At 44.6% G+C, this 22550-nt stretch carries 24 protein-coding genes and 1 other annotated feature; of the genes, 3 read left to right on the plus strand and 21 right to left on the minus strand.

Going from position 1 to position 22550, the window contains the following annotated elements; translation table 11 throughout:
* Positions 1–37: 37 nt before the first annotated feature.
* From mecA to ACP26N_RS11120, 3 genes are all read right to left on the minus strand, one after another.
* Positions 38–664, minus strand: coding sequence for an adaptor protein MecA (mecA, locus tag ACP26N_RS11110; RefSeq protein WP_131502691.1), 627 nt, complete (start codon positions 662–664; stop codon positions 38–40).
* A gap of 169 nt (positions 665–833) precedes the next feature.
* Positions 834–1232 (minus strand): transcriptional regulator SpxA, encoded by a 399-nt coding sequence (gene spxA / locus ACP26N_RS11115; protein ID WP_012370920.1) that lies wholly within the window; start codon positions 1230–1232, stop codon positions 834–836.
* Positions 1233–1410: 178 nt separating this feature from the next.
* Entirely contained in the window at positions 1411–1548 is a 138-nt protein-coding gene (locus ACP26N_RS11120; RefSeq protein ID WP_012370921.1) for a hypothetical protein, read from the minus strand.
* A 222-nt stretch (positions 1549–1770) separates the two neighbouring features.
* Between ACP26N_RS11120 and ACP26N_RS11125 the strand changes: the two genes are divergently transcribed.
* Positions 1771–2304: an HD domain-containing protein gene (locus ACP26N_RS11125; protein ID WP_131502693.1), complete on the plus strand. Its 534-nt coding sequence runs from the start codon at positions 1771–1773 to the stop codon at positions 2302–2304.
* 49 nt (positions 2305–2353) lie between these two features.
* Here ACP26N_RS11125 and ACP26N_RS11130 read toward each other — a convergent pair whose 3' ends face one another.
* The 5 genes from ACP26N_RS11130 to ACP26N_RS11150 all read right to left on the minus strand — a co-directional run bounded on the left by ACP26N_RS11130 (position 2354) and on the right by ACP26N_RS11150 (position 8320).
* Positions 2354–3307: an ABC transporter ATP-binding protein gene (locus tag ACP26N_RS11130; RefSeq protein WP_131502694.1), complete on the minus strand. Its 954-nt coding sequence runs from the start codon at positions 3305–3307 to the stop codon at positions 2354–2356.
* Complete coding sequence (locus ACP26N_RS11135; protein ID WP_426353830.1) at positions 3307–4380, minus strand: ABC transporter ATP-binding protein; 1074 nt, start codon at positions 4378–4380, stop codon at positions 3307–3309. The genes ACP26N_RS11130 and ACP26N_RS11135 overlap by 1 nt, the downstream gene beginning before the upstream one ends.
* 27 nt (positions 4381–4407) lie before the next feature.
* Complete coding sequence (gene opp3C, locus ACP26N_RS11140; protein ID WP_114595364.1) at positions 4408–5439, minus strand: oligopeptide ABC transporter permease; 1032 nt, start codon at positions 5437–5439, stop codon at positions 4408–4410.
* A complete protein-coding gene (gene opp3b / locus ACP26N_RS11145; RefSeq protein ID WP_131502695.1) occupies positions 5439–6365 on the minus strand; it encodes an oligopeptide ABC transporter permease in 927 nt (308 codons plus the stop codon). Before opp3b ends, opp3C begins: the two co-directional genes overlap by 1 nt.
* 338 nt (positions 6366–6703) lie before the next feature.
* A complete protein-coding gene (locus ACP26N_RS11150; RefSeq protein WP_131502696.1) occupies positions 6704–8320 on the minus strand; it encodes a peptide ABC transporter substrate-binding protein in 1617 nt (538 codons plus the stop codon).
* Positions 8321–8590: 270 nt separating this feature from the next.
* Here ACP26N_RS11150 and ACP26N_RS11155 point away from each other — a divergent pair, with 270 nt between their 5' ends.
* Together ACP26N_RS11155 and trpS are read left to right on the plus strand one after the other, a co-directional pair.
* Entirely contained in the window at positions 8591–8971 is a 381-nt protein-coding gene (locus tag ACP26N_RS11155; RefSeq protein WP_426353833.1) for a DUF3899 domain-containing protein, read from the plus strand.
* Between the two features lie 56 nt (positions 8972–9027).
* Positions 9028–9232 (plus strand) — a binding site (T-box leader).
* Positions 9233–9284: 52 nt separating this feature from the next.
* Positions 9285–10286 carry a tryptophan--tRNA ligase gene (trpS, locus tag ACP26N_RS11160; RefSeq protein WP_426353834.1) on the plus strand — a complete coding sequence of 334 codons (1002 nt, stop codon included), beginning with the start codon at positions 9285–9287 and terminating at the stop codon, positions 10284–10286.
* 111 nt (positions 10287–10397) lie between these two features.
* Here the strand turns inward: trpS and ACP26N_RS11165 are convergent, their stop codons facing one another.
* From ACP26N_RS11165 to alaS, 13 genes are all read right to left on the minus strand, one after another.
* The gene (locus ACP26N_RS11165) at positions 10398–12044 is read right to left on the minus strand and encodes a peptide ABC transporter substrate-binding protein (RefSeq protein WP_426353836.1); all 1647 of its coding nucleotides are present in this window, start codon (positions 12042–12044) and stop codon (positions 10398–10400) included.
* Between the two features lie 305 nt (positions 12045–12349).
* The gene (fabF, locus tag ACP26N_RS11170; protein WP_131972451.1) at positions 12350–13588 is read right to left on the minus strand and encodes a beta-ketoacyl-ACP synthase II; all 1239 of its coding nucleotides are present in this window, start codon (positions 13586–13588) and stop codon (positions 12350–12352) included.
* Position 13589: 1 nt separating this feature from the next.
* A complete protein-coding gene (locus ACP26N_RS11175) occupies positions 13590–14534 on the minus strand; it encodes a beta-ketoacyl-ACP synthase III (protein WP_426353837.1) in 945 nt (314 codons plus the stop codon).
* 111 nt (positions 14535–14645) lie between these two features.
* Entirely contained in the window at positions 14646–15350 is a 705-nt protein-coding gene (gene mtnN, locus ACP26N_RS11180) for a 5'-methylthioadenosine/S-adenosylhomocysteine nucleosidase (protein WP_318090744.1), read from the minus strand.
* Positions 15351–15408: 58 nt separating this feature from the next.
* Positions 15409–15882 carry a transcription elongation factor GreA gene (gene greA, locus ACP26N_RS11185; protein WP_012370935.1) on the minus strand — a complete coding sequence of 158 codons (474 nt, stop codon included), beginning with the start codon at positions 15880–15882 and terminating at the stop codon, positions 15409–15411.
* Positions 15883–15938: 56 nt separating this feature from the next.
* Positions 15939–16586 carry a uridine kinase gene (gene udk, locus ACP26N_RS11190; protein WP_012370936.1) on the minus strand — a complete coding sequence of 216 codons (648 nt, stop codon included), beginning with the start codon at positions 16584–16586 and terminating at the stop codon, positions 15939–15941.
* 20 nt (positions 16587–16606) lie between these two features.
* Complete coding sequence (locus ACP26N_RS11195) at positions 16607–17248, minus strand: O-methyltransferase (protein ID WP_012370937.1); 642 nt, start codon at positions 17246–17248, stop codon at positions 16607–16609.
* 72 nt (positions 17249–17320) lie between these two features.
* A complete protein-coding gene (gene mltG, locus ACP26N_RS11200; protein WP_114595354.1) occupies positions 17321–18469 on the minus strand; it encodes an endolytic transglycosylase MltG in 1149 nt (382 codons plus the stop codon).
* Positions 18470–18550: 81 nt separating this feature from the next.
* Complete coding sequence (locus ACP26N_RS11205; RefSeq protein WP_026827849.1) at positions 18551–18844, minus strand: DUF1292 domain-containing protein; 294 nt, start codon at positions 18842–18844, stop codon at positions 18551–18553.
* On the minus strand, positions 18831–19118 hold the full coding sequence (locus ACP26N_RS11210) for a DUF1292 domain-containing protein (protein WP_012370940.1): 288 nt from the start codon (positions 19116–19118) through the stop codon (positions 18831–18833). The genes ACP26N_RS11205 and ACP26N_RS11210 overlap by 14 nt, the downstream gene beginning before the upstream one ends.
* 12 nt (positions 19119–19130) lie before the next feature.
* The gene (gene ruvX / locus ACP26N_RS11215) at positions 19131–19553 is read right to left on the minus strand and encodes a Holliday junction resolvase RuvX (protein WP_026827847.1); all 423 of its coding nucleotides are present in this window, start codon (positions 19551–19553) and stop codon (positions 19131–19133) included.
* A complete protein-coding gene (locus ACP26N_RS11220) occupies positions 19550–19819 on the minus strand; it encodes an IreB family regulatory phosphoprotein (RefSeq protein WP_026827846.1) in 270 nt (89 codons plus the stop codon). The genes ruvX and ACP26N_RS11220 overlap by 4 nt, the downstream gene beginning before the upstream one ends.
* A gap of 34 nt (positions 19820–19853) precedes the next feature.
* Entirely contained in the window at positions 19854–22496 is a 2643-nt protein-coding gene (gene alaS / locus ACP26N_RS11225; protein WP_131502703.1) for an alanine--tRNA ligase, read from the minus strand.
* Between the last annotated feature and the right edge of the window lie 54 nt (positions 22497–22550).

Below are 22550 nucleotides of genomic sequence, written 5' to 3' on the forward strand. Positions count from 1 at the left end.
TTGGAGCAGTCCTTTTTGATTGTACCGTTTGATTCTGTTAATTCGGAAAATGCTTCCGAATGAACGTAAAGACATCGCCAGGTACGATTATTTTTCCATACTCTGCTACAGGATGAATCGTCTGTTCACTAAAGCTCAAGTACTCTGCAATCAGACTCATTACATTTTCCTGTTCTTCCACTTCTGTTTCTTCTTTAAAGTGAAGGTGCAACAGGTAGAGTCCGTCTTTTTGATAAAGAGACGTTTTCACTTCTTCGAAGATCGGTGCTTCTGCATATTGGCTAAGGGCAATGATATGCTCGAAATCTGTTGTTTCAAATAAGACATCTTGACTGAGTTCCGTTTCTTTTTCTTCCGCATCAGACATTGCGGAACGAAGTAACGAATCCAACTCATCTTCGTCAACTTGTTCTCCGTCAATCGTTGTTTTAGCGATTGTAACGGTGACTTCTAAACCTTTTTCAAATGCCTGTACTTGTATCCATAGTGGACCTTCGAAGGAGATGGACTCTTTTTCATTCGCTTCATCCATCATCTGCCAGAATAACTGTTCTCCACGTTCACGGTTGTACCAAATCTCGTCTCGGGCGAAGCCGCGGCGTTCGATGTCCGTGTACGTAATGAAGAACTTGACGGTGTTGTCATTGACGCGTTCGATTTTCAATATGTCCACTCCTTTCCTCTCGCTCTTATCTAGTATACGAACGAGCACTTCACATAGATTCAAAAGAATCATTAAACATATAGGGTATATTCCTTTGTTATCTCTATTTTAACCTTTTTAGGCGGTAACAAAAAGCACACTGCTCAGAAAGCAGCGTGCTCATGACAATTTACTCGTTGACAAGGCGCTGAGCTTCCAACAACTGGAAGGTACGGACTTTTCGCGGTAAAAAGCGGCGGATTTCATCCTCGTTGTATCCAACTTGAAGACGTTTTTCGTCAATCAGAATTGGACGGCGTAATAAACCTGGATATTCTTGAATCAAATCATACAAGTGTTGTAACGATAAGTTTTCTACCGATACATCTAATTTTGAAAAGACTTTCGAACGTGTCGAGATGATTTCATCTGTTCCGTCCTCTGTCATACGAAGTATTTGTTTAATTTCATCAAGCGATAATGGCTCTGAGAAAATATTACGTTCCACAAATGGGATTTCATGTTCTTCAAGCCACGCGCGCGCTTTACGACAAGAAGTACAGCTTGGTGAAGTATAGAGTGTTACCATTGAAAAACATCCTCCCCCTGATTTCACATCATTTCTCCTGCGTAAATTTATTACCCAGTAGTTGATGATTCTATTACTTGACAGTTTACTTTGATTTTCATTAAAAAATAAAACCCGATATATGTTTTGAGATGAAAGAACTTTTCGTAAAAAAACTTGCTAGAGCCACCAGGTGGCTTCAGCAAGCTGGTGTGTGATCAAAGGGTTGAGAAATCGTCTCTTTTGCTTTAGGGAGTTTAATCTCTTTTAATTTTTTTTCGAAAATGTCCCGCAAAAGGCGTTTTTTCAACTTTTTCTTTTTATCACGTTCTTTCATACTCCGACACCTCACTCGGTCCGAAAAAAGAACTGTTAACCAACGAAAGCTAAATTATCATCTTCTACATTAATTAGTATACCACGTTTACCTGATTTCTATTCCTACTTGAAGCAATTAATTATGTGAGATTGTCGATTTGTCTTTAGTAAATAGTTGCAATTGCTCGCCACTTCACGTAAAGTGTATAGAAATACTTACTCGTGAAAGGAGTTATTTTTTATGCCAGTTACCCTTGTCACTATTATTGAACATCCGATTGCCCAAAAATATTTAGCACGATCCGGCTTGAATCATGCCATTTCTGTAGCAGAACAGGCGTTGAGACTCGCTACCCAGCGTGGTCTGGATGCAGATACAGCAACGAAGGCTGCCCTGCTTCATGATATCGGTCATTATGAATGGTATACAGACGGCACATGGAATTATGATCTCTACCGTCAAAATGACATCCATGCGATCAAAGGAGCGGAACGGGCCCATAAATTACTGATTCGTCTCGGTGAAGAACCGGAACGGGCAAAAGAAATCGCCCTTGCCGTTCTGTTGCACACAGATTCCTATTTACCACCGGGGACGATTAACCGGACTCCATTGCAACAATTGGTCCATGATGCCGATACGCTTGAAGAACAACCGGGTGGTCTTCATCATTATGAGAAAATTCCATTCGAAGAAGCCGTCAGCCGTCTGCATGCTCTTGACTCGGTTGTCCACCGTTTCAACAACCTTCCCCGTATTGCTTCCGAAAATTAAAAAAAGGCATTCCCGAATAACTTCAGGAATGCCTTTTAGTTTGGTTAAATTACACAAGTTGTGCTTGATACGCTTCGAGTTCTGCATCTGTCATCGAGACATAATGACCCGGTTCGATTTCGCGCAACGGCGGGATGCTTGAGTCTTCACTCGATTTCCCAACCGCTCCGCCTGTCGGGCGATCATAAATGATCCGCTTACGTGTTCGCTCATGCTCTGGATCCGGAAGTGGAATTGCTGATAACAAGGATTTCGTATAGGCATGGACTGGATTTTCATAAAGGCGATCCGCATCACACAATTCAACGAGGTGACCTTGATACATGACTCCGATTCGATCTGAGATATATTTGACCATTGATAAATCATGGGCAATAAACAGATACGTCAGACTGCGATCACGTTGCAATTGTTTCATCAGGTTGACGACCTGGGCTTGAATCGATACATCTAGTGCAGAGATTGGCTCATCGGCAATGATGAAGTCTGGTTCGACGGCTAACGCACGGGCAATCCCGATCCGCTGACGTTGTCCACCTGAGAACTCATGCGGATAACGACTCGCGTGTTCTTTCGTTAGACCAACTGTTTCAAGAAGATCATATACACGGTTGTTCCGCTCGTCTTTCGACTTGGCAAGACCGTGAATATCGATTCCTTCAGCGATAATATCCCCGACCGTCATCCGTGGGTTCAACGATGCATATGGATCTTGGAAAATCATCTGCATCGAACGGTTGAATTTCAATTTCTCTTTACGCGATTTTTTAGCATGAACATTTTCACCTTTGAAAAGGACTTCTCCGTCTGTCGCATCGTATAAACCGATGATTGAACGCCCCGTTGTCGATTTCCCACAACCTGACTCTCCAACAAGACCAAGAACTTCTCCTTCATAGATATCGAATGATAAACCGTCAACTGCTTTGACGACACGACCACGACCGATATTAAAGTGTTGTTTGAGGTTCTTTACTTCAAGTAATTTACTACGATTCTCCATTACTTTAGACCGCCTTTCAGAAGCGATTTCGCGAATGTGCTATCTGGACGATATTTCAGCGCAAGATCGCGGATGGCTACCGGTGGTTCTACATACGGTGCTTGTGGATGTAATAACCAAGTTGCCGCTTCATGAGTATCTGTGATCGGGAAGAACGGAGGTTCTTTCTCGAAATCAATTTTCATTGCGTACTGATTACGTGGTGCAAATGCATCACCGAGTGGTGGGTGCAATAAGTTCGGTGGTGTTCCAGGAATTGCCGGTAAGTCTTGCGAACGATCGTCAGACGGTCGTGGCATTGATCCAAGCAGTCCCCATGTGTAAGGGTGACGTGGCTCATAGAAAATTTCATCGACCGTTCCTTTTTCAATCAACTTCCCAGCATACATAACCGCTACACGGTCTGCCATGTTCGCTACGACACCAAGATCGTGTGTAATGAAGATGATAGCTGTACCTGTTTTTTGCTGGATGTCTTTTAACAACTCAAGAATCTGTGCCTGAATCGTAACATCGAGTGCTGTCGTCGGCTCATCGGCAATCAAGACTTTAGGATTACAAGCCAGTGCAATCGCGATAACAATCCGTTGACGCATCCCGCCTGATAGTTGGTGCGGATATTGTTTCAGACGTGCTTCCGGGTTCGGAATTCCGACGAGTGTCAGTAATTCTAACGTCCGTTTTTTAGCTGCATCGCCTGTCAATCCCTGGTGGCGTTTCAAACCTTCGGCAATCTGTTTGAAGATGGTCATCGTCGGATTTAATGATGTCATCGGATCCTGGAAGATCATCGCGATATCACGACCACGTACTTTTTGCATCTCTTTATCAGAGAGTTTGACCAGATCACGGCCGTCAAACATGATTTCACCTTTCGTGATTTCACCGGGAGGATTTGGAATCAAACGCATGATAGCTTTTGATGTAACCGATTTACCTGAACCGGATTCACCAACGATGGCAAGTGTTTCGCCTTTCTTTAAATCAAACGATACGCCGCGGACGGCTTGAACCGTCCCAGCATACGTATGGAAAGCGACAGTCAGGTCGCGTACTGATAAAATAGTTTCCATTGTGGATGAACTCCTCTCTTATTTCCGTTAGCGACGCAGACGTGGGTCGAACGCATCACGTAATCCATCGGCTAGCATGTTAAAGCTGATCATGACAAGTACGAGGATTGTCGATGGGATGACGAGCAAGTAAGGGAATGTTTTTAATTCTTTGTACCCTTCATTGATCAATGTACCCAGTGATGGTTGTGGTGGAGCAAGACCAAGACCGATGAAGCTTAGGAAAGCCTCGAAGAAGATTGCACCTGGAATCGTGAACATCAATGAAATGATGATTGTACCGAGTGTATTTGGAATCAAATGCTTGAATACTAAACGTGCGCTAGAAGCACCAAGTGTGCGTGCTGCAAGAACGAATTCCTGGTTCTTAAGTTTCAGGATCTGTCCGCGGACGAGTCGACTCATCCCGATCCAGCCGGTGATCGTCATCGCGAGGATGATGGTCGTGATTCCGGGTTCAAGAATCAAGATGAACAAGATGATTAAAATCAAGTTCGGAATCCCTGTCAGGATTTCCGCAATCCGTTGCATGATATTATCGACACGTCCACCGTAGTAAGCAGAAATTCCGCCATACGTGACACCGACTAGAACATCAATGATTGCTGCGACAAGACCGATGAAGAGTGAAATTCGTGTTCCTTCCCAGACACGTGACCATAAGTCACGACCGAGATGGTCCGTACCAAACCAAAATGTATCTTTGACTTGTTTCGTTTCATAAAAATCGATTGGCTTTTCACCAAGTGTTGCCATTCCGTCAAAACCAGCCCACTCAAGACCTGTAATTTTTGGCGGTAGTTTAGCTTGAGTAATCGTTTGGGTATAAGCATCTCTACCGGACAACATCGGTCCGAAGAGTGATAACAGTGCGATGATGACGATGATGACGAGCGACAGGATTGCCGCTTTGTTTTTACGAAGGCGTGTCCAGGCATCCTGCCAGAAGTTTAAGCTTTTTCCGGCAATCCGCTCACCCGCTTGTTCATTAAATTCTACTGGTTGGAACAGTGATGAGTCGAACTGTTCTGCTTTTGCGTTTGAATTTTGTTCTGCCATTATTTGCTACCCCCCAAACGAATCCGTGGATCGACGACACCGTACAGAATATCGACGAGCAAGATCATAAAGATAAAGACTGCCGAGAAGAACAGCGTTGTCCCCATGATAACCGTATAGTCATTTTGTGTGATGGACGAAACGAACAATTCACCAAGACCCGGTACGGCAAAGATTTTTTCAATAACGAATGTTCCTGTAATCAAGGCTGCTGTCATTGGTCCAAGAATCGTGATGGCTGGAATCAAGGCGTTACGCACCATGTGTTTCCAAGTGATCGATTGACCGTCTAGGCCTTTTGCTTTAGCAAGTGTCACGTAATCCTGACCGGTGACTTCAAGCATCTCCGTTCGAACGAAACGGGCAATTGAGGCTGTTACTCCAAGCGATAAGGAAACGGTCGGAAGAATCGTATGTGCTGGACTTTCCCAGAAGGCTACTGGCAATACGCCCCATTTCACTCCGATATAATATTGAAGAAGTGACGCAAATACGAATGATGGCACGGAAATCCCTAGTACCGAAATGAACATCGCACCGTAATCAACTGCTGTATTGTGGCGAAGAGCCGCGACAACACCGAGGACAAGACCAAGAACTACACCGAGAACAAGGGCTTGAATACCTAATTGAGCGGATGGTCCAATTCGTTCCATAATCAAATCTGTTACTGGACGGCTGTCATATTTAAATGATACACCGAGGTCTCCTTGAACTAAGTTGACCATGTACGCTGCATAGCGTTGTGGAAGCGGATCATTCAAGTTGTACTTATCCCGCAGGATATCTAACTGTTCAGGAGAAAGTTTCTCCTGGTTTTGGAACGGTGAACCTGGTAACAGATCCATTAGGAAGAAAGTGAACGAAGCGATGAGTAAAAACGTCAGTACGCCGTAAACAAGGCGTTGAGCTAAATAACGGCCCATAGATGGCACCCCCTATAAAGATTTTCTGTTTTTTTCGAAACATCAATAAAATCAGTATGACCCAAAATTGTCGGAACATTCAAGAATTTTGTCGTAAAAATTAAAATTCTTTTTTATTTTGGACTGATTGACGCCCCCCTGGCCGCTGTTTTTTCACAGTTAACCAATATTTCAGAATTTTTCGTTTGATTCCATTATACTTTGCTAACAAAGTAATTAGAACCTATTTTTTACGAAAATTTCACATTTCTGCTAACAAAATGAGTTTCCATTCAGAAAAAATCGTATAAAACAGGAGCGTTCCTTGAAAACGTTCTCAAGGACGCTCCCATTTTCAATTACTTCACATCAACATATTTGTACTGGAAGTCAGCACCAAAAACTTGACGGTTAAAGTCTTTGACCGTCGGACGACTCAGGAATGCAGCACCCGCTTGATAAATCGGTGCGATCGCTTGGTCTTTTTCGATCAATTGTGACTCTGCTTGTTTAAAGAGATCAAGACGTTTTGCGACATCTGATTCTTCGTTGGCAGCGTTCAACAATTTATCGTAGGCAGACGATTTGTATTTGACGTCATTTTGACTGTTTGTCGATTCAAAGATCGATAAGTTCGACATTGGATCTTGATAGTCCGGACCCCAAAGCGCATAAGACATTTGGTAATCGCCTTTTGCTTCTAAATCCAGTTTATTTTTGAACGGTTGTTGTTTGATCGCAACAGTGACATTCGGAAGGTTTTTCTCAATCTGTCCCTTCATGTATTCACTGATTTTCTTCGCGTCTTCGCTATCGAATGACAAGAGTTCAATCGTTGCTTTCTTATCACCGTTTGCTTTTTTCCAAAGATCAGCTGCTTCTTTCGCATCCCGGTCGAACCAATTGATGTCGCTTGTATAGTCTTTACCTGCGTCATCTTTGATGAATTCTTTCGGAATGAAGCTTGTAGTCGGAATCGAACCGTTCGCAAGTAACGTATCCGTGATCCCTTTTGGATCGATTGCCCGTGCGATCGCTTTACGCGCATTGACGTTTTTCATTGTGGCGTCTTCATTGTTGAACTTCAAGTAAGCAATCGATGAACGGAGTGCGGTCTTGAATTCAGGTTTTGATTCATATGTCGCAACTTGCTCTGACGTGAGGCCGGCATAATCGATTTCGTCCGTATCATACAGATTTACAACGGTAGAGTTATCTTTAACGACACTGATCGAGACCTCATCGAGTTTAACGGCATCTTTATCCCAATAGTTTTCGTTTTTCGTCAGAATACGTTTTGAATCCGTTTTCCAAGATGTCCAAACGAAAGGACCGTTGTAAAGAAGTTTATCCGGTTTAAGCGAGAAGTCTTTTTTGTTTTTGTTATAGAAATCTTCGCTGATTGGTGTATACGTTCCGAATGATGTGAGTGAAAGGAAGTATGGTGCCGGACGTTCGAGTTTAACTTCAAGTGTCTTGTCGTCAATCGCTTTGACACCTAGCTCGTCGACTGGTTTTTTTCCTTGTGAGACATCAGCACCATTTTTGACCGTATCAAAGATGTATGCATAACCGGAAGCAGTTTTTGGATCGACGGCACGTTTCCATGCAAATTCAAAATCCTGTGCTTTGACTGGTGTACCATCTGACCATTTAGAATCACGAAGCGTAAACGTATATGTGAGGTTATCACTTGAGATATCTGTTTTTTCAGCAAGTGCCGGAATCGCTTTCCCGTCTTTGTCTAACCGGTAAAGACCTTCCATCGTGTTTCCGATCATGTTGAACGCAACTGCATCTGTTGCTTGTGCCGGATCGACCGTCGTAATATCAGAAGTATCCGTTAATCGTAAAACTTTTTTGCCTTTAGAAGAACCTGCATCTTTATCTCCGTCACCTGTTGTTGAACAACCTGCAAGTACAACGCTTCCTGCAAGCATAACTGATAACGCGAGACCGACTGTTTTTTTATTCATCGGTGAGTCATCTCCTTTTCATTTTCAAAACCGCTTAATATAAACGATTTTTGGACATCTCGTCGAAACTGCCTCAACGTTCCCCAAAACGCATTGACCTAGTTTCAAAAACTTAAACGAAGTGATAAATTGATTTTATGTGAGAATAACAATATCGTCAAGTGAATAGTCACACTATTTGCTATTTTATACGTCCTGAATAGTACAGAGTCGTAACAATCCTTGACTTTGCGTATAATGAAATCATCATCTTGCCGTAGGAGGTTCATCATGTCTGCTAAACTATTACGCCCGCTTCTGATTGCTTTGATTTTAACAACTGTCTACACGATTTGGGCCGTCGCCACCGACGCTACCCATTCATTTGTTTATCACTTGTCAGGCGGCTTGTTCATTGCCGGCTTCCTGTTACTTGCTATCGGATTCTTCTCCAATATGTCTGCCAATGGATTTTTTAAAGGCATCACTGCAGGCTTTAAAAAGCAACGGGAAGCGAAGTTACGGGAAGTCGATGGGGATTATTACGAAGACGAGGATGAAGAAAGTGAACTTTTAAAAGCAAAACAAAAGCGGGCTTCTAACCGGACGGTTCCTTATCTCTCGAGTGGTTTTATTTGTATCGTCGTCTCTTTACTCTTATCGTTCATTTGACGGAATTTTGATGACGATTAGAAGAAACATGTGCTAAAGTGGAGATAACGTTATACGAGAACACAGTGATGGAGAGTAGTACATCTGATAACCACTTACAGAGAGTCCATGGATGGTGGAAATGGACAGTCGGCGCAGATGGAATGGACTTCGGAGTGGCTGATTCGAAATGATGTAGAATCAGACGGGTCTGCCCGTTACAGCAAATGAGCGGCTAGTTTTCTAGCAACTTGGGTGGCAACGCGATGACTCGTCCCTTGAATGATTCAAGGGATGTGTCATCTTTTTTATTTCATTTTTTGGAGGGATTCTCATGAAAACGATTTTTTCAGGCATTAAGCCAACGGGTACGGTGACGCTTGGTAACTACATTGGCGCGATGAAACACTTTGTTAATCTTCAGGACGAACACGATGCATATTACTGTATCGTCGACTTACATTCCATCACGGTCGAAATTGACCGGATTGAACTTATGAACAATACACGGGCGCTTGCTGCACTTTATATCGCAAGCGGACTCAATCCTGAAAAATCAACAATCTTCGTCCAGTCGGAAGTTAAAGCGCACGCTCAGCTCGGGTGGATGCTGACATGTCTGTCCGGTATGGGTGAACTAGAACGTATGACACAATATAAAGATAAGTCGCAAGGCAAAGACCGGATTGGTGCTGGATTATTTGTTTATCCAACCTTGATGGCAGCCGATATTCTCTTATATGATGCAGAGCTTGTTCCAGTCGGCGACGATCAAAAACAACATATCGAGTTGACACGTGACTTAGCGCAACGTTTTAACAGCCGCTATTACGAAACATTTAAAATGCCGGAGCCGGTCATCGCCGAAACGGGTGCCCGTATCATGAGCTTGACGTCTCCCGATAAAAAGATGTCAAAAACGGATACAAATCCAAAAGGCTATATTTCGATGCTCGACGCTCCGGACGTGATTCGCAAAAAAATCAAGTCTGCCGTAACGGATTCCGAGGGGATCGTTCGATTTGACCGGGAAGACAAACCGGGCGTCTCAAACTTGCTCGAAATTTATTCATTGCTGGCTGGTATTTCAATCAAAGACTTGGAAGCAAAGTATGATGGATTGAACTATGGTGTATTTAAATCAGATGTCGCAGAAGTCATCGTTGCTGAACTAGAACCGATCCAGCAACGTTATTACGACTTAATTGATTCAGAAGAACTCGATTTGATTCTTGACAATGGTCGCGACAAAGCAGATCTGGTTGCTTCACGTAAATTGGCGAAAGTCGAAAAAGCGATGGGACTCCAACGGAAACGCGCAAAAGTAAAGAAATAATTTTAGGTGTCTTTCAACGATTCTTGCCTTTCTTCTTATTTTTTTAGAAGAAAGGTTTTTTTATTTGCGCAACAAAAAAAGCGCTCCCAGTTAAGGGAACGCTTTTTATACTTATTTACCTTCGATTGAAGCCCATTTGTACGAGAAATCTGCGCCGAAGTTATGTTCGACAATCCCTTTAACGTATGGTTTAACCATGAATGCACGTCCACGCTGATAAACAGGTGAGATGGCTGCAGAATCAAGAAGGATTTTCTCTGCTTCTTGAAGCTCTGACCAACGTTTTGTAGCATCCGTTTGTGTTTTTGCATCGTTGATGAGTTTATCGTACTCTTTATCTGACCACTTACCACGGTTGTATGGTCCGTCAGTCAAGAAGAGATCGAGGAACGTCATTGGATCTTGGTAGTCAGGACCCCAGCCGGCGAATGAGAACTCAAAGTCGCCTTTGTTTTCGAGATCAAGTTTGTTTTTGAACGGTTGTTGCTTGATTGTGACTTTCATGCCTGGAAGGTTCTTCTCAAGCTCACCTTTCAAGAACTCACCAATTTTCTTCGCGTCATCACTATCGTAGTTAAGAAGCTCAAGTTCAACCGATTTTTGACCGATCTCTTTTAAGCCCTCTTCCCATAGTTTTTTCGCTTCGTCTGCATTGTACTCGTTGAATGTCGGGTACTTTTCACGGAAGTCTTTTCCGTCAGCATCTTTCGCGAAATCTTTTGGTACGAGATAGTTTGCAGGAAGTGATCCGTTCGCCAAGATGACGTCCGTGATTCCTTTTTTATTGTAACCCATGTCGATTGCGCGACGGATTTTTTCGTTGTTTAATGCTTTGACTTTCGTGTTCAAGTAAAGGTAGAAGATTGTAGATTCACCCTTTGTTTTGAACTCGTCATTATCTTGATACTGAGCAACGAATTCTGAAGAGAGACCAGCACGGTCGATATCGCCTTTTTCGTAAAGGTTAACTGCTGTTGAAGTTTCTTTAACGACCTTGACGTTGATTGTGTTCAACTTGACGCTATCTTTATCCCAATAGTTGTCGTTTTTGACCATTTTCCAGCCTTGTTCACGTGTCCATTCTGTTAACTTGAATGGTCCGTTGTAAAGTGATTTATCTGCTGTCGAACCGAAGTCCTTACCGATTTTTTTCGAAAGTTCTTCCGATTTCGGCATGAATGGACCGAATCCAGTTAAACCAAGGAAGTAATCCGCTGGTGCTTTCAATTTGACTTCGAATGTCTTGTCGTCAACTGCTTTGACGCCAACCGCATCACGCTCGCCTTTTTTCGTGTTGTATTCTTCAGCACCTTCGATGTTGTAGAAGACATACGCGTATTGCGAAGCATTTTCCGGGTTCAAGACTTCTTTCCAAGCATATTCGAAGTCTTTTGCTGTGATTGGTGTACCGTCCGACCATTTAGCATCACGTAGCTTGAATGTGTACGTCAATTTATCGTCAGAAACTGTGTGACTTTCAGCAATACCTGGTGTCGGCTGTTGCTTGTCATCTAAACGATAAAGACCTTCCATCGTGTTGTTCAAGACGTTGAACGACACGGCATCCGTAGAAGTTGTTGGGTTAAGCGTCGGAATATCAGCACTTTCGGTCAAGTTTAGCGTTTGCTCACTTGATTTTTTGTCTGAACTTTTGTCGCCCGATGATGTGTCATTTGAATCAGTCGTCGAACAAGCTGCAAGGAACGCGCTTGAAACGAGGGCTACAGATGTAGCCAGTGCAAAACTTTTCTTTTTCATGATACGATGACCCCCCTAAAATTTCCAAAGCTAGTAATCTAAGGTTTTTGAGCGAAAAAAAAAGTCGTTACTTTTATTCGACCAAAACCTCTCGTTACAAATAGTTTACAATGTTCTGATAATTTTGCAAACCTTTTATCCGATTTTTCTAAATATTTTTTCAAAACAATTTGAAAATAAGTGGAATTTTTAGTTTTTTGTGTGACTTTTTATAAAATAAAGCTAAATTTCTTTATTCAAAAAAAGCGATTTAACGGTCATCCGAACCGTTAAATCGCTTTTCCTTCTTCTATTCCTATGCGATATTACGCGTGATAGCGTTTAAAGACGAGTGAAGCATTATGACCACCGAACCCAAGCGAGTTGCTGAGGGCATACTCCACATCCCATGACCGGCTTCCCTCGCGCACGTAATCAAGATCACACCCTTCACTCGGTTGTTCCAAATGAATCGTCGGGTGAACGATTTGTTCTTGCAACGATTTAATTGTCGCGATGGCTTCTACTCCACCGGCACCGCCTAGTAAATGACCAATCATCGACTTCGTCGAGTTGATGGCTAATTTTTCAGCATGATTTCCAAATACGGTATGGATCGCTTTCGTTTCAAGTACATCATTCATCGGCGTACTTGTTCCATGAGCATTAATATATTGAACGGCGGCCGGTTCAATACCTGCATCTTGAATCGCCATCGCCATTGCGCGCGCTCCGCCGTCGCCGTCTGGATCTGGTGCTGTGATATGGTAAGCATCGGCTGTTAATCCGTATCCGCTGACTTCTGCATAGATTTTGGCACCGCGGGCAATCGCATGTTCATACTCTTCAAGTACCAGGATTCCGGCACCCTCTCCCATGACAAATCCGTCACGGCCTTCATCAAACGGACGGCTTGCCGTGTTTGGATCATGGTTCGTCGACATCGCTTTATTGGCACAAAAACCAGCAAAAGCAAGATTGGTAATCGGTGCTTCTGCTCCACCGGCAATCATGACGTCCGCGTCGCCGCGTTCAATGACGCGTAACGCTTCACCAATCGCGTTTGTACCGGAAGCACATGCAGTGACGGAACAGTTATTCGGTCCTTTTGCTCCTGTATAAATCGAAACTTGGCCACTTGCCATGTTTGGAATCATCATTGGAATGAAGAATGGACTGACACGACGATGTCCCCGTTCAAAATAGATTTTCGCCTGTTTTTCAATCGTCTCGACGCCGCCGATTCCTGATCCGATCCAGACGCCGATACGTTCAGCATTGGCTTTAACATCCAGTTCAGCATTTTTGACGGCTTCCATACTTGCGACGAGCGAATAATGAACGAAACGGTCCATTTTCCGGGCTTCCTTTGCTTCAATGAATTCCGTGACATCAAAATTCTGTAATTCTCCTGTTACTTTCGTCGGATACTCATCGATATCAAGACGTTCCATCGGACGAATCCCGTTTTCACCGGCTTTTAACGCATTCCAGAATGTATCGACATCATTACCGATTGGCGTCAGTGCGCCCATACCTGTTACTACTACACGTTTTCTCATCATTTTATGTGTTCTCCCCTTTAGTCCAAGTAATGTAAGCTGCCCCCCATGTCAAACCTGCGCCGAATCCGGCGAGGACAAGTGTCGTCCCCGGTGACAATCTTCCTTGTCGCCGTGCCTCTTCTAGTGCAAGTGGTATTGACGCAGCAGATGTATTCGCATGTTCGTCAATCGTCACGATCACTTTCTCTTCTTCAATTCCAAGCCGTTCACGTGCTGCATCAATAATCCGTAAATTCGCTTGATGCGGAATCAGTAAATCAAGTTCAGCCAGTGTTCCGTCCGCTTTTTGAATGACTTTTTCCACGATGTCCGGTAACTTGCGGACTGCGAACTTAAAGACTTCCCGACCGTTCATTTCAATCGGACCATCCAGGTTTTTAAATAACAGATGTGCTCCGCGGCCATCCGTGCCAAGTTCAAAGGCATTCAATCCTTGCTGCTCGGTTGGACCGAGGACAACCGCTCCAGCGCCATCACCAAACAAGATGGCTGTCGACCGGTCTGACCAGTCAACGATGCTGGACATCTTCTCTGCACCAATGACCAGTGCATGCTTCGATTCCGTTGCCGTCATCATACTCGAAGCCGTCTGTAGGGCAAAAATGAATCCGCTACAGGCTGCGCTGATATCAAAAGCTGTCGCACCGAGTGCGCCGATCCGCTCCTGAACGATACAGGCAGTTGACGGGAAAGCACGTCCGGTTGCCGTTCCGACAACAATCAATCCGATGTCGTCTGCTGTCAAGTTAGCATCCGCTAATGCTTTTTCCGCTGCTTCCGTCGCTAAATCAGTGACATCGACTGCATCATCTGCAATCCGTCGCGCGCCGATTCCTGTACGTGTCCGAATCCATTCATCACTCGTATCGAGTGTCGCTGCTAAATCATCATTTGTCATCCGATGTTCGGGTAATGATGTACCGAGTCCTACAATTCCGATATTCATATGATTGCTCCTTTGAAATTAGTATCTGGTACTAATATAAAGCGTTAAACACATTTTGTCAAAGAGAAAAGAAGGTCTCCCGTTGAGAGACCTTCTTTCACGTAATCCAGATTACTCTGAATCAGCTAATGTGCGGACGACTTCCATGACCATCTTCGCTGAATTAATCGAAGCAATCTCCAAGAATTCATCAAATGACAGAGATGCTTCTTCATCGGCACTGTCAGAAATCGAACGTGTCACGACGAACGGAACATCGAACTGATGGCAAACTTGTGCAATCGGTGCCGCTTCCATCTCAACTGCCGCGACATCCGGGAAGTTCGTTTTAATGAGGTTTGAACGCTCCGTATCATGGATGAACGAATCACCTGTCACGATCAAACCATGGACGACCCGAATCGTATCCATTCGTTCAATGACAGCTTCCGCTGTTGCAATCAATTTTGGATCAGCTGTATAGGCAGCCGGCATCCCCGGGACTTGACCATACTCGTAACCAAACGCCGTCACGTCGACATCATGGTGACGGACTTCCGTCGAAACAACGACATCACCGACTTTTAAACCGGCTCTGAATCCGCCGGCTGAACCGGTATTGATGACGGCACTTGGCTTGAAATGATCAAGCAGTAATGTCGTTCCGATTGCGGCATTGACTTTTCCGATACCGGATTTTAAGATGACGACCGGGACACTGTTCAACAGCCCTTCATAAAAATGATAGTTGGCAATGACCGTATCTTTTCGTTCCGATAATTCATTTCGAAGTAAGTTTACTTCTTCTTCCATTGCTCCGATAATTGCGATCGGCATGTCTTTTTCCCCCGTTCAAGCAGAAAACCGGATTGCTCCGGCTGCTGTTAATTCGTATTTACTTGATTGATGTAATTTTTACAGCGAAATCTCCGCCGGGTGCTTGAACGGAAACTTGCTCGCCGACACTGTGGCCGAACAGGCTTTTCGCAATCGGTGATTCGTTCGAGATTTTCCCGGTGAACGGATCGGCTTCTGCACTACCAACAATCGTATACGTTTCTTCTTCATTGTCTTCAAGGATCAAGAATGTAACTGTTGTCCCGATACCAACAACCGAGATATCCTTCTCATCTTCCGAGATGATGGCGACGTTGCGTAACATCTCTTCCAATTGAGCAATCCGGCCTTCGACCATTGCTTGTTCTTCTTTCGCTGAATCATATTCCGCGTTTTCCGACAAGTCACCAAATGAACGGGCAATCTTAATGTTTTCGACAACTTCTTTACGGCGGACTGACTTCAATTCGTTTAATTCGTTTTCAACATTCGCTTTACCTTCAAGCGTCATGTAATACTGTTTTTCTGCCATTTTTGTCACGCTCCTTTTTATTCCACTAGTATAGTATATTCACATCTTTTTTGGAATCAATATCCTCTTTGATCAAGTGAAGACCGATAATCGAGAATCGCCCGGATCTTCGTGACGAGTAAATCGATTGCCACGTGGTTTTCGCCACCTTCGGGAACAATGATGTCGGCATATCGTTTTGTTGGTTCACAAAACTGAAGATGCATCGGACGGACGACTTTCGTATACTGCTCGACGACAGAATCAATCGAACGTCCCCTTTCATTCATATCACGTTGCATCCGACGCAGAATCCGAACATCGGCATCTGTATCCACGAAGACTTTAATATCCATCAATTCCCGTAAACGTTCATCTTCAAGCGCTAAAATACCTTCGACGATGATGACGTCACGTGGATCAAGCGGAATCGTCTCCGTTGCCCGTGTGTGCGCAACGTAATCATAGACCGGTTTTTCAACCGCCTGATTTTCTCGCAGTGCCTTAATGTGTTCAATCAGCAAATCGTTATCAAAGGCAAACGGGTGATCATAGTTTGTTTGATAACGCTCTTCCATCGATAATTCACTTTGATCCTTATAGTAAGCATCCTGCTCGATCATGACGATGGATTCACTCGGGAACGCGTCGACAAGTGACCGTGCGACCGTCGTCTTTCCTGAACCTGTTCCTCCAGCCACACCAATTACAACCGGTTTTTGCATTGAATTCGTACCTCCATCATTCATTCCGACTTTACTTTCCGACTGACGGACACACCGTCTCCAAGTGGGAAAATCGTCGTATCATATTGATCTTGCTCCATCATCCATGCCGTGAATTCTTTAACCAGACGGACAAGGCGCCGTCTTCTCCGGTCAAAGGTCTTCGGATCTGTCTCAAGGACATCTCCGTGCAAAAACAGGTTATCCGTATATAAAACTCCGCCTATTGGCACCAATCGCCCATAACCGTTAAAGAATTTTTTATACTGTCCTTTCGCTGCGTCGATGAATACGGCATCGAACTGCTGTTCAAGGGTTTCGGCTAATTCTACTGCATCAGCAAAAACGATGTCAATCCGGTCCGCGACGTCTGATCGTTCAATGAACATCTTGGCTTCGGCGTATCGTTTCGCATTTCGTTCTACTGTCGTGATCCGGGCATCCGGTAAGGCACGAGCCATCCGAATCGCACTGTAACCAATCGCTGTTCCAAGTTCAAGAATTCGTTTCGGTTGTTGTAACGTCAACAACGATAACAAAACTTCCGATCCCGTCAGTTCAATGATTGGAATATGGTGCTCTTTCGCGTATGCTTCCATTTCCTGTAACAAGGGATCACGCGGTCGAATCATCCCTTCGACATACGCTGTAAAATCATTCATTCGGAATTCACTCCTTCTGCGCATAAACAGGTTGACCGGGAACGAACATACCGTTCCCAATCAACCCCCTGTTCATTGCTCTTTACTTGCTTCGTATTCGACCCATTCCGGTTTATACTTCACAACATTTCGTTGATGTTCCTCATAGGTTTCCTCATAAAGAATTTGCCCCCGTGGATTTTTATCACTTGGTGGTCGGGCAAAGAAATAAACATATTTCGTCTTTTTCGGATTAAGGACGGCAAGAATTGAATCTTTACTGACCGTTGAAATCGGACCAATCGGAATACCTTCATACTTGTACGTATTGTATTTCGAATTGTTCTCAAGATCCTTCAATGTCGTCAGTGCTGTATTCTCTCCTGTACCGTACCAGACCGTTGGATCCGATTGGAGTTTCATCCCGTCGTTGAGGCGATTCGTAAAGACACCGGCAATCTCACGACGATCGTCTGGTGTTGCGGCTTCCCGCTCGACCATCGATCCGAGACTCAACACTTCATGGAAGGTCATGCCTGATTTCTTAATCGCATCGGTGTTCTCATCATAAATCTTTTCCGTCTCATCTAACATCGTTTCGGCAATTTGATTGATACTTTTTCCTTTGTCGAATTCGTATGTCGCCGGGAAAAGGTATCCTTCGAGTGAATAAAGGACTCCCTGCTTTGTCACTTCATCCGTTAACATCGGATACTTGTCAATTAATGTCTTGATATACGCCTCATCCGTCAATGATTTTCGGATCGAGTCAGCTTTAAAACCGGTTGCTTTCGCAATGATGGCAATTTGACGATCCATCGTGATTCCTTCAGGGATCGTAATTTTAACATCTGCTGCTTTCATGATCGTTCCGGTCTTTAACTCATTGATGATTTCATCCGGTGTCATCGCTTGCGTCAATGTGTATGTCCCGGCTTGGAATGACGATTCATTCTTATAGCGGACATAATAGCGGAAAATCGTTTCGTTCGCGATTAAATCTTTTTCCTTGAGAATGCTTGAAATCGTACTTGTTCCGGCGCCTAAGGGAATTTCGACTTTGACGGACTTCGTCGCCTCTTCGTTGACCGGCTCGAGTGAACTCTTTAAAAAGATGTAGATGGCTGCTCCTGCTACTAAGAAAATCGTGAATAATACTGAAAGGATGATTAACGTAATCCGGCGCGATGTCCGGCGACGTTTCTGTTCGATTTCAGCATTTTTCTTCCATTCATTCTCCATCGGTTCCTCCTTCTTCTCTTAAAACAAGGTGATATCGAAAGAGCTGCTGCTCTGACGACACCACCTTATACACGAGTCGGTTTAGTCAAGCTCGTCTTCTAATGTATTAAAGACTTCTTCAATTTCATCCCAAGTTTCTGCATCGTCTTCTGCGATCGGAACTAGGTTGAAGTCATCATCACCATCACCATATTCTTCTAACTCATAAACAAAGATGTCGACTTCTTCTGCTTCATCATAATCCGCGCCGACTGGCTCAAGGAAAATATACGTTTTGCTTGAGCGCGGGCTTTCATACCGTAAACGCTCGGCAAATTTAAATTCATTACCTTCTCCATCGGGAATTACGTAATGTGTAGGTTCATTCTGTTGCATCATTCATCCGCTCCTTTAATGCAGCCTCAAGTTCATCCCAAGTCTGCTCATCGTTTTCATCAATCAGGCTCAATTCAAAATCATCTTCGCCTTCGCCAAACTCGTCGATTTCACAAATGATCAAATCATCTGCGCCCTCTTCCGGATGACCAATCATTTCGAGAAATAGATAGGTCTTGCCGGTTCGCTCACTGACATAACGGTACCATTCTTCGAAAAGATGTTCGCCACCGTCTTCATCAGGAAAGAGATACTGCCGTTTTTCTTCAGACATCTCATTTCCTCCTTATCGATTTGCCCGATCCAAATAAGATTGTAGGATCATGACTGCTGCCATCTTATCGATGACTTGTTTCCGTTTTTTTCGACTGACATCGGCATCGATCAGCATACGTTCTGCCTGCATCGTCGTCAATCTCTCGTCGACAAGAACGGTCGAAAGGCCTGTCTGCGTCTCGATTTCACGCGCGAACGCTTCACTCGCCTCAGCTCTAGGACCAATTGATCCATTCATGTTTTTCGGATGTCCGATGACGATGATTTCGACACCGTATTCCTTAATAATTGCCTCGAGTCGCTTGAAGGCGACCGGATATTCAGGTTCTGTCCATTTGATGGTCTCGATGCCTTGTGCTGTCCAGCCCATCAAATCACTCACCGCAACACCGATCGTCTTCGAACCGACATCAAGTCCGATGGCACGCTTCATTTTTTGTCTCCACTCTCCGATAGATAAGATTTCACGAGTTCTTCCAGTAGTTCATCACGCTCAATCTTTCGGATCATATTACGTGCATCGTTATGACGAGGAATGTAAGCAGGATCACCGGAAAGTAGATATCCGACGATTTGGTTGATCGGATGATAGCCTTTTTCTTCTAAAGCATGATAGACCGTCAGCAATACTTCGCGTGTTGCCGCCTGGCTATCGTCTTCTGGAAAATTAAATTTCATCGTTTGATCCATCTGACTCACGTTAATCACCTCTTTCATTTACACTACTTCTCTATTATGCCAGTGATTGCACGTAATGTGAAGTAAACGCAAGAGCTTCGTTTAATTTTGCAGGATCTTTTCCGCCAGCCTGTGCCATGTCCGGGCGGCCGCCACCGCCACCGCCGCAACGCGTCGCTACTTCCTTGATCAGTTTACCGGCATGGTATCCTTGATCAATCAAGTCTTTCGAGACACTTGCAACGAGGTTGACTTTGTCTCCCTGCGCGCTGCCGAGGACGATGATTGCCGAACCGAGACTCGACTTCAATTCATCCATCATACCGCGAAGCGCATCCATATCTGAGACGTCGACTTGCTTCGCAAGGACTTGGACTCCATTGATTTGCTCGACATCCTCTTTCAATGATGCTGCTTCAATGTTTGCCAGTTTTGCTTGTAGGGATTCGTGTGCACGTTCCGTTTCGCGGAGCTGGACTTGAAGTGCTTCAATCCGTCCCGGTACTTCAGTCGTCTTCGTTTTCAGTACGCGTGCTGCCTGCTCGAGTGTCTGCAGGTGACCGTTCATCACATGGTATGCTCCAGCGCCTGTGACTGCTTCAATCCGTCGTGTTCCAGCTCCGATTCCTGATTCGGAAACAATCTTGAACAGACCGATTTCTGCCGTGTTTCGAACATGGATTCCACCGCATAATTCGATGGAATATGTTCCAGCCGAAACGACACGAACCGTCTCACCGTATTTTTCACCAAACAGAGCCATTGCACCTTTTGCTTTCGCATCAGCAATGTTCATCTCTTCAATGTCGACTGCAAGTGATGCCCAGATTGCTTGGTTGACATCCTGTTCGATAGTTGTCAATTCTTCAGCCGTGACTGCTCCGAAGTGCGAGAAGTCAAACCGGAGACGATCTGCCGAAACGAGTGAACCAGCTTGGTTGACGTGTGTCCCGAGTGTATCTTTTAATGCTTTGTGCAACAGGTGGGTTGCAGTATGGTTCTTTGTGATGGCTTGACGTGACGACGCTTCGACTGTTGCATGAACTGTCGCATCTGCCAAAGCAATCCCCGTCCGAACAATAACGGTATGCAGGTTTTGACCGTTCGGTGCTTTTTGAACATCTTTGACATCAAGGACGAAATCAGGACCTGTAATGGTTCCTGTGTCCGCCACTTCTCCACCGCTTTCTGCATAAAACGGTGTAATATCAAGCAACAATTGTGCTTCTTCGCCGGCAGCGACTTCTGTCACTCGTTCTCCATCATGCAACAAAGCAATGATTTTAGCATCCGTCTCAAGGTCCGTATAACCGATGAACTGGCTTGGAACAGTCAACGTTGCTAACACTTCTGATTGTTGTTGCATCGAACCGCCGTCTTCACGGGCAGCACGAGCACGCTTCCGTTGCTCATCCATTGCCCGTTTAAATCCTTCTTCATCGACAGACATCTGATGATCTTCCGCATATTCAACCGTCAATTCGAGTGGAAAACCATACGTATCATACAAACGGAAGGCATCTTCTCCGCTGATGACGTGTTCACCGTTACTCTTCGCTGCTTGTGCCACGGTGTTTAAGATGGCAAGACCATCATGTAACGTCTCGTGGAATCGTTCTTCTTCGTTTTTAATGACACGTTTGATGAAATCTGCTTTTTCTGGAACTTGTGGATAGAAATCGACCATGACGCTACCGACTGTATCAACGAGCTCGTACATGAACGGACGTTCGATTCCGAGCATTTTTGCATAACGGACAGCACGACGAAGCAGGCGGCGTAAGACATAACCGCGTCCTTCGTTCGAAGGCAACGCACCGTCTCCGATTGCAAAGGCAACCGTCCGGATGTGATCAGCAATGACTTTGAACGCGACATCCAGTTTTGTGTCTTCACGGTAAAGTTTACCGCTGAGTTCTTCTGTCTTATGGATGATCGGCATGAACAAGTCCGTGTCAAAGTTCGTCGGCACATCTTGCATGACGCTCGCCATCCGCTCAAGACCCATCCCGGTATCAATGTTTTTACGCGGTAATTCTGTGTAATTGCCGTGTCCATCATGATTATATTGACTGAACACGATGTTCCAGATTTCGAGATACCGTTCGTTTTCGCCGCCCGGATACAATTCAGAATCGTTCGGATCGTCGCCGAAAGCCGGTCCGCGGTCGAAGAAAATCTCTGTGTTCGGACCTGAAGGACCCTCACCAATTTCCCAGAAGTTATCTTCCAGCGGAATGATACGTTCAGCCGGCACACCGAGTTCAAGCCAGATTTGACGTGCTGCGTCGTCTTCCGGATGAATCGTCACGGAAAGACGGTCCGGATCAAGTCCGTACCACTCGTCACTCGTCAAGAGTTCCCAGCCCCATTTGATTGCATCTTCACGGAAGTAGTCGCCGACAGAAAAGTTTCCAAGCATTTCAAAGAATGTATGGTGACGTGCTGTTTTTCCGACATTTTCGATATCGTTCGTCCGGATCGATTTCTGCGCGTTGACAATCCGCGGATTTTGCGGAATGACTCGTCCATCAAAATATTTTTTTAACGTAGCGACACCCGAGTTGATCCACAGTAATGTTGGATCCTCGATTGGAACGAGCGATGCGCTTGGTTCGATTGCATGTCCTTTAGACTGGAAAAAGTCGAGATACATCTGACGGATTTGTGCACCCGTCAACGGTTTTAATGGTTTCATCGAAAATACCCCCATTGATTAATTTGTCCTGAACGCAAAAAAACGATACATTCA

Origin of the sequence: Exiguobacterium sp. R-39 (assembly GCF_049942815.1) — a bacterium.
In the GTDB taxonomy this organism is placed as follows: domain Bacteria; phylum Bacillota; class Bacilli; order Exiguobacteriales; family Exiguobacteriaceae; genus Exiguobacterium_A.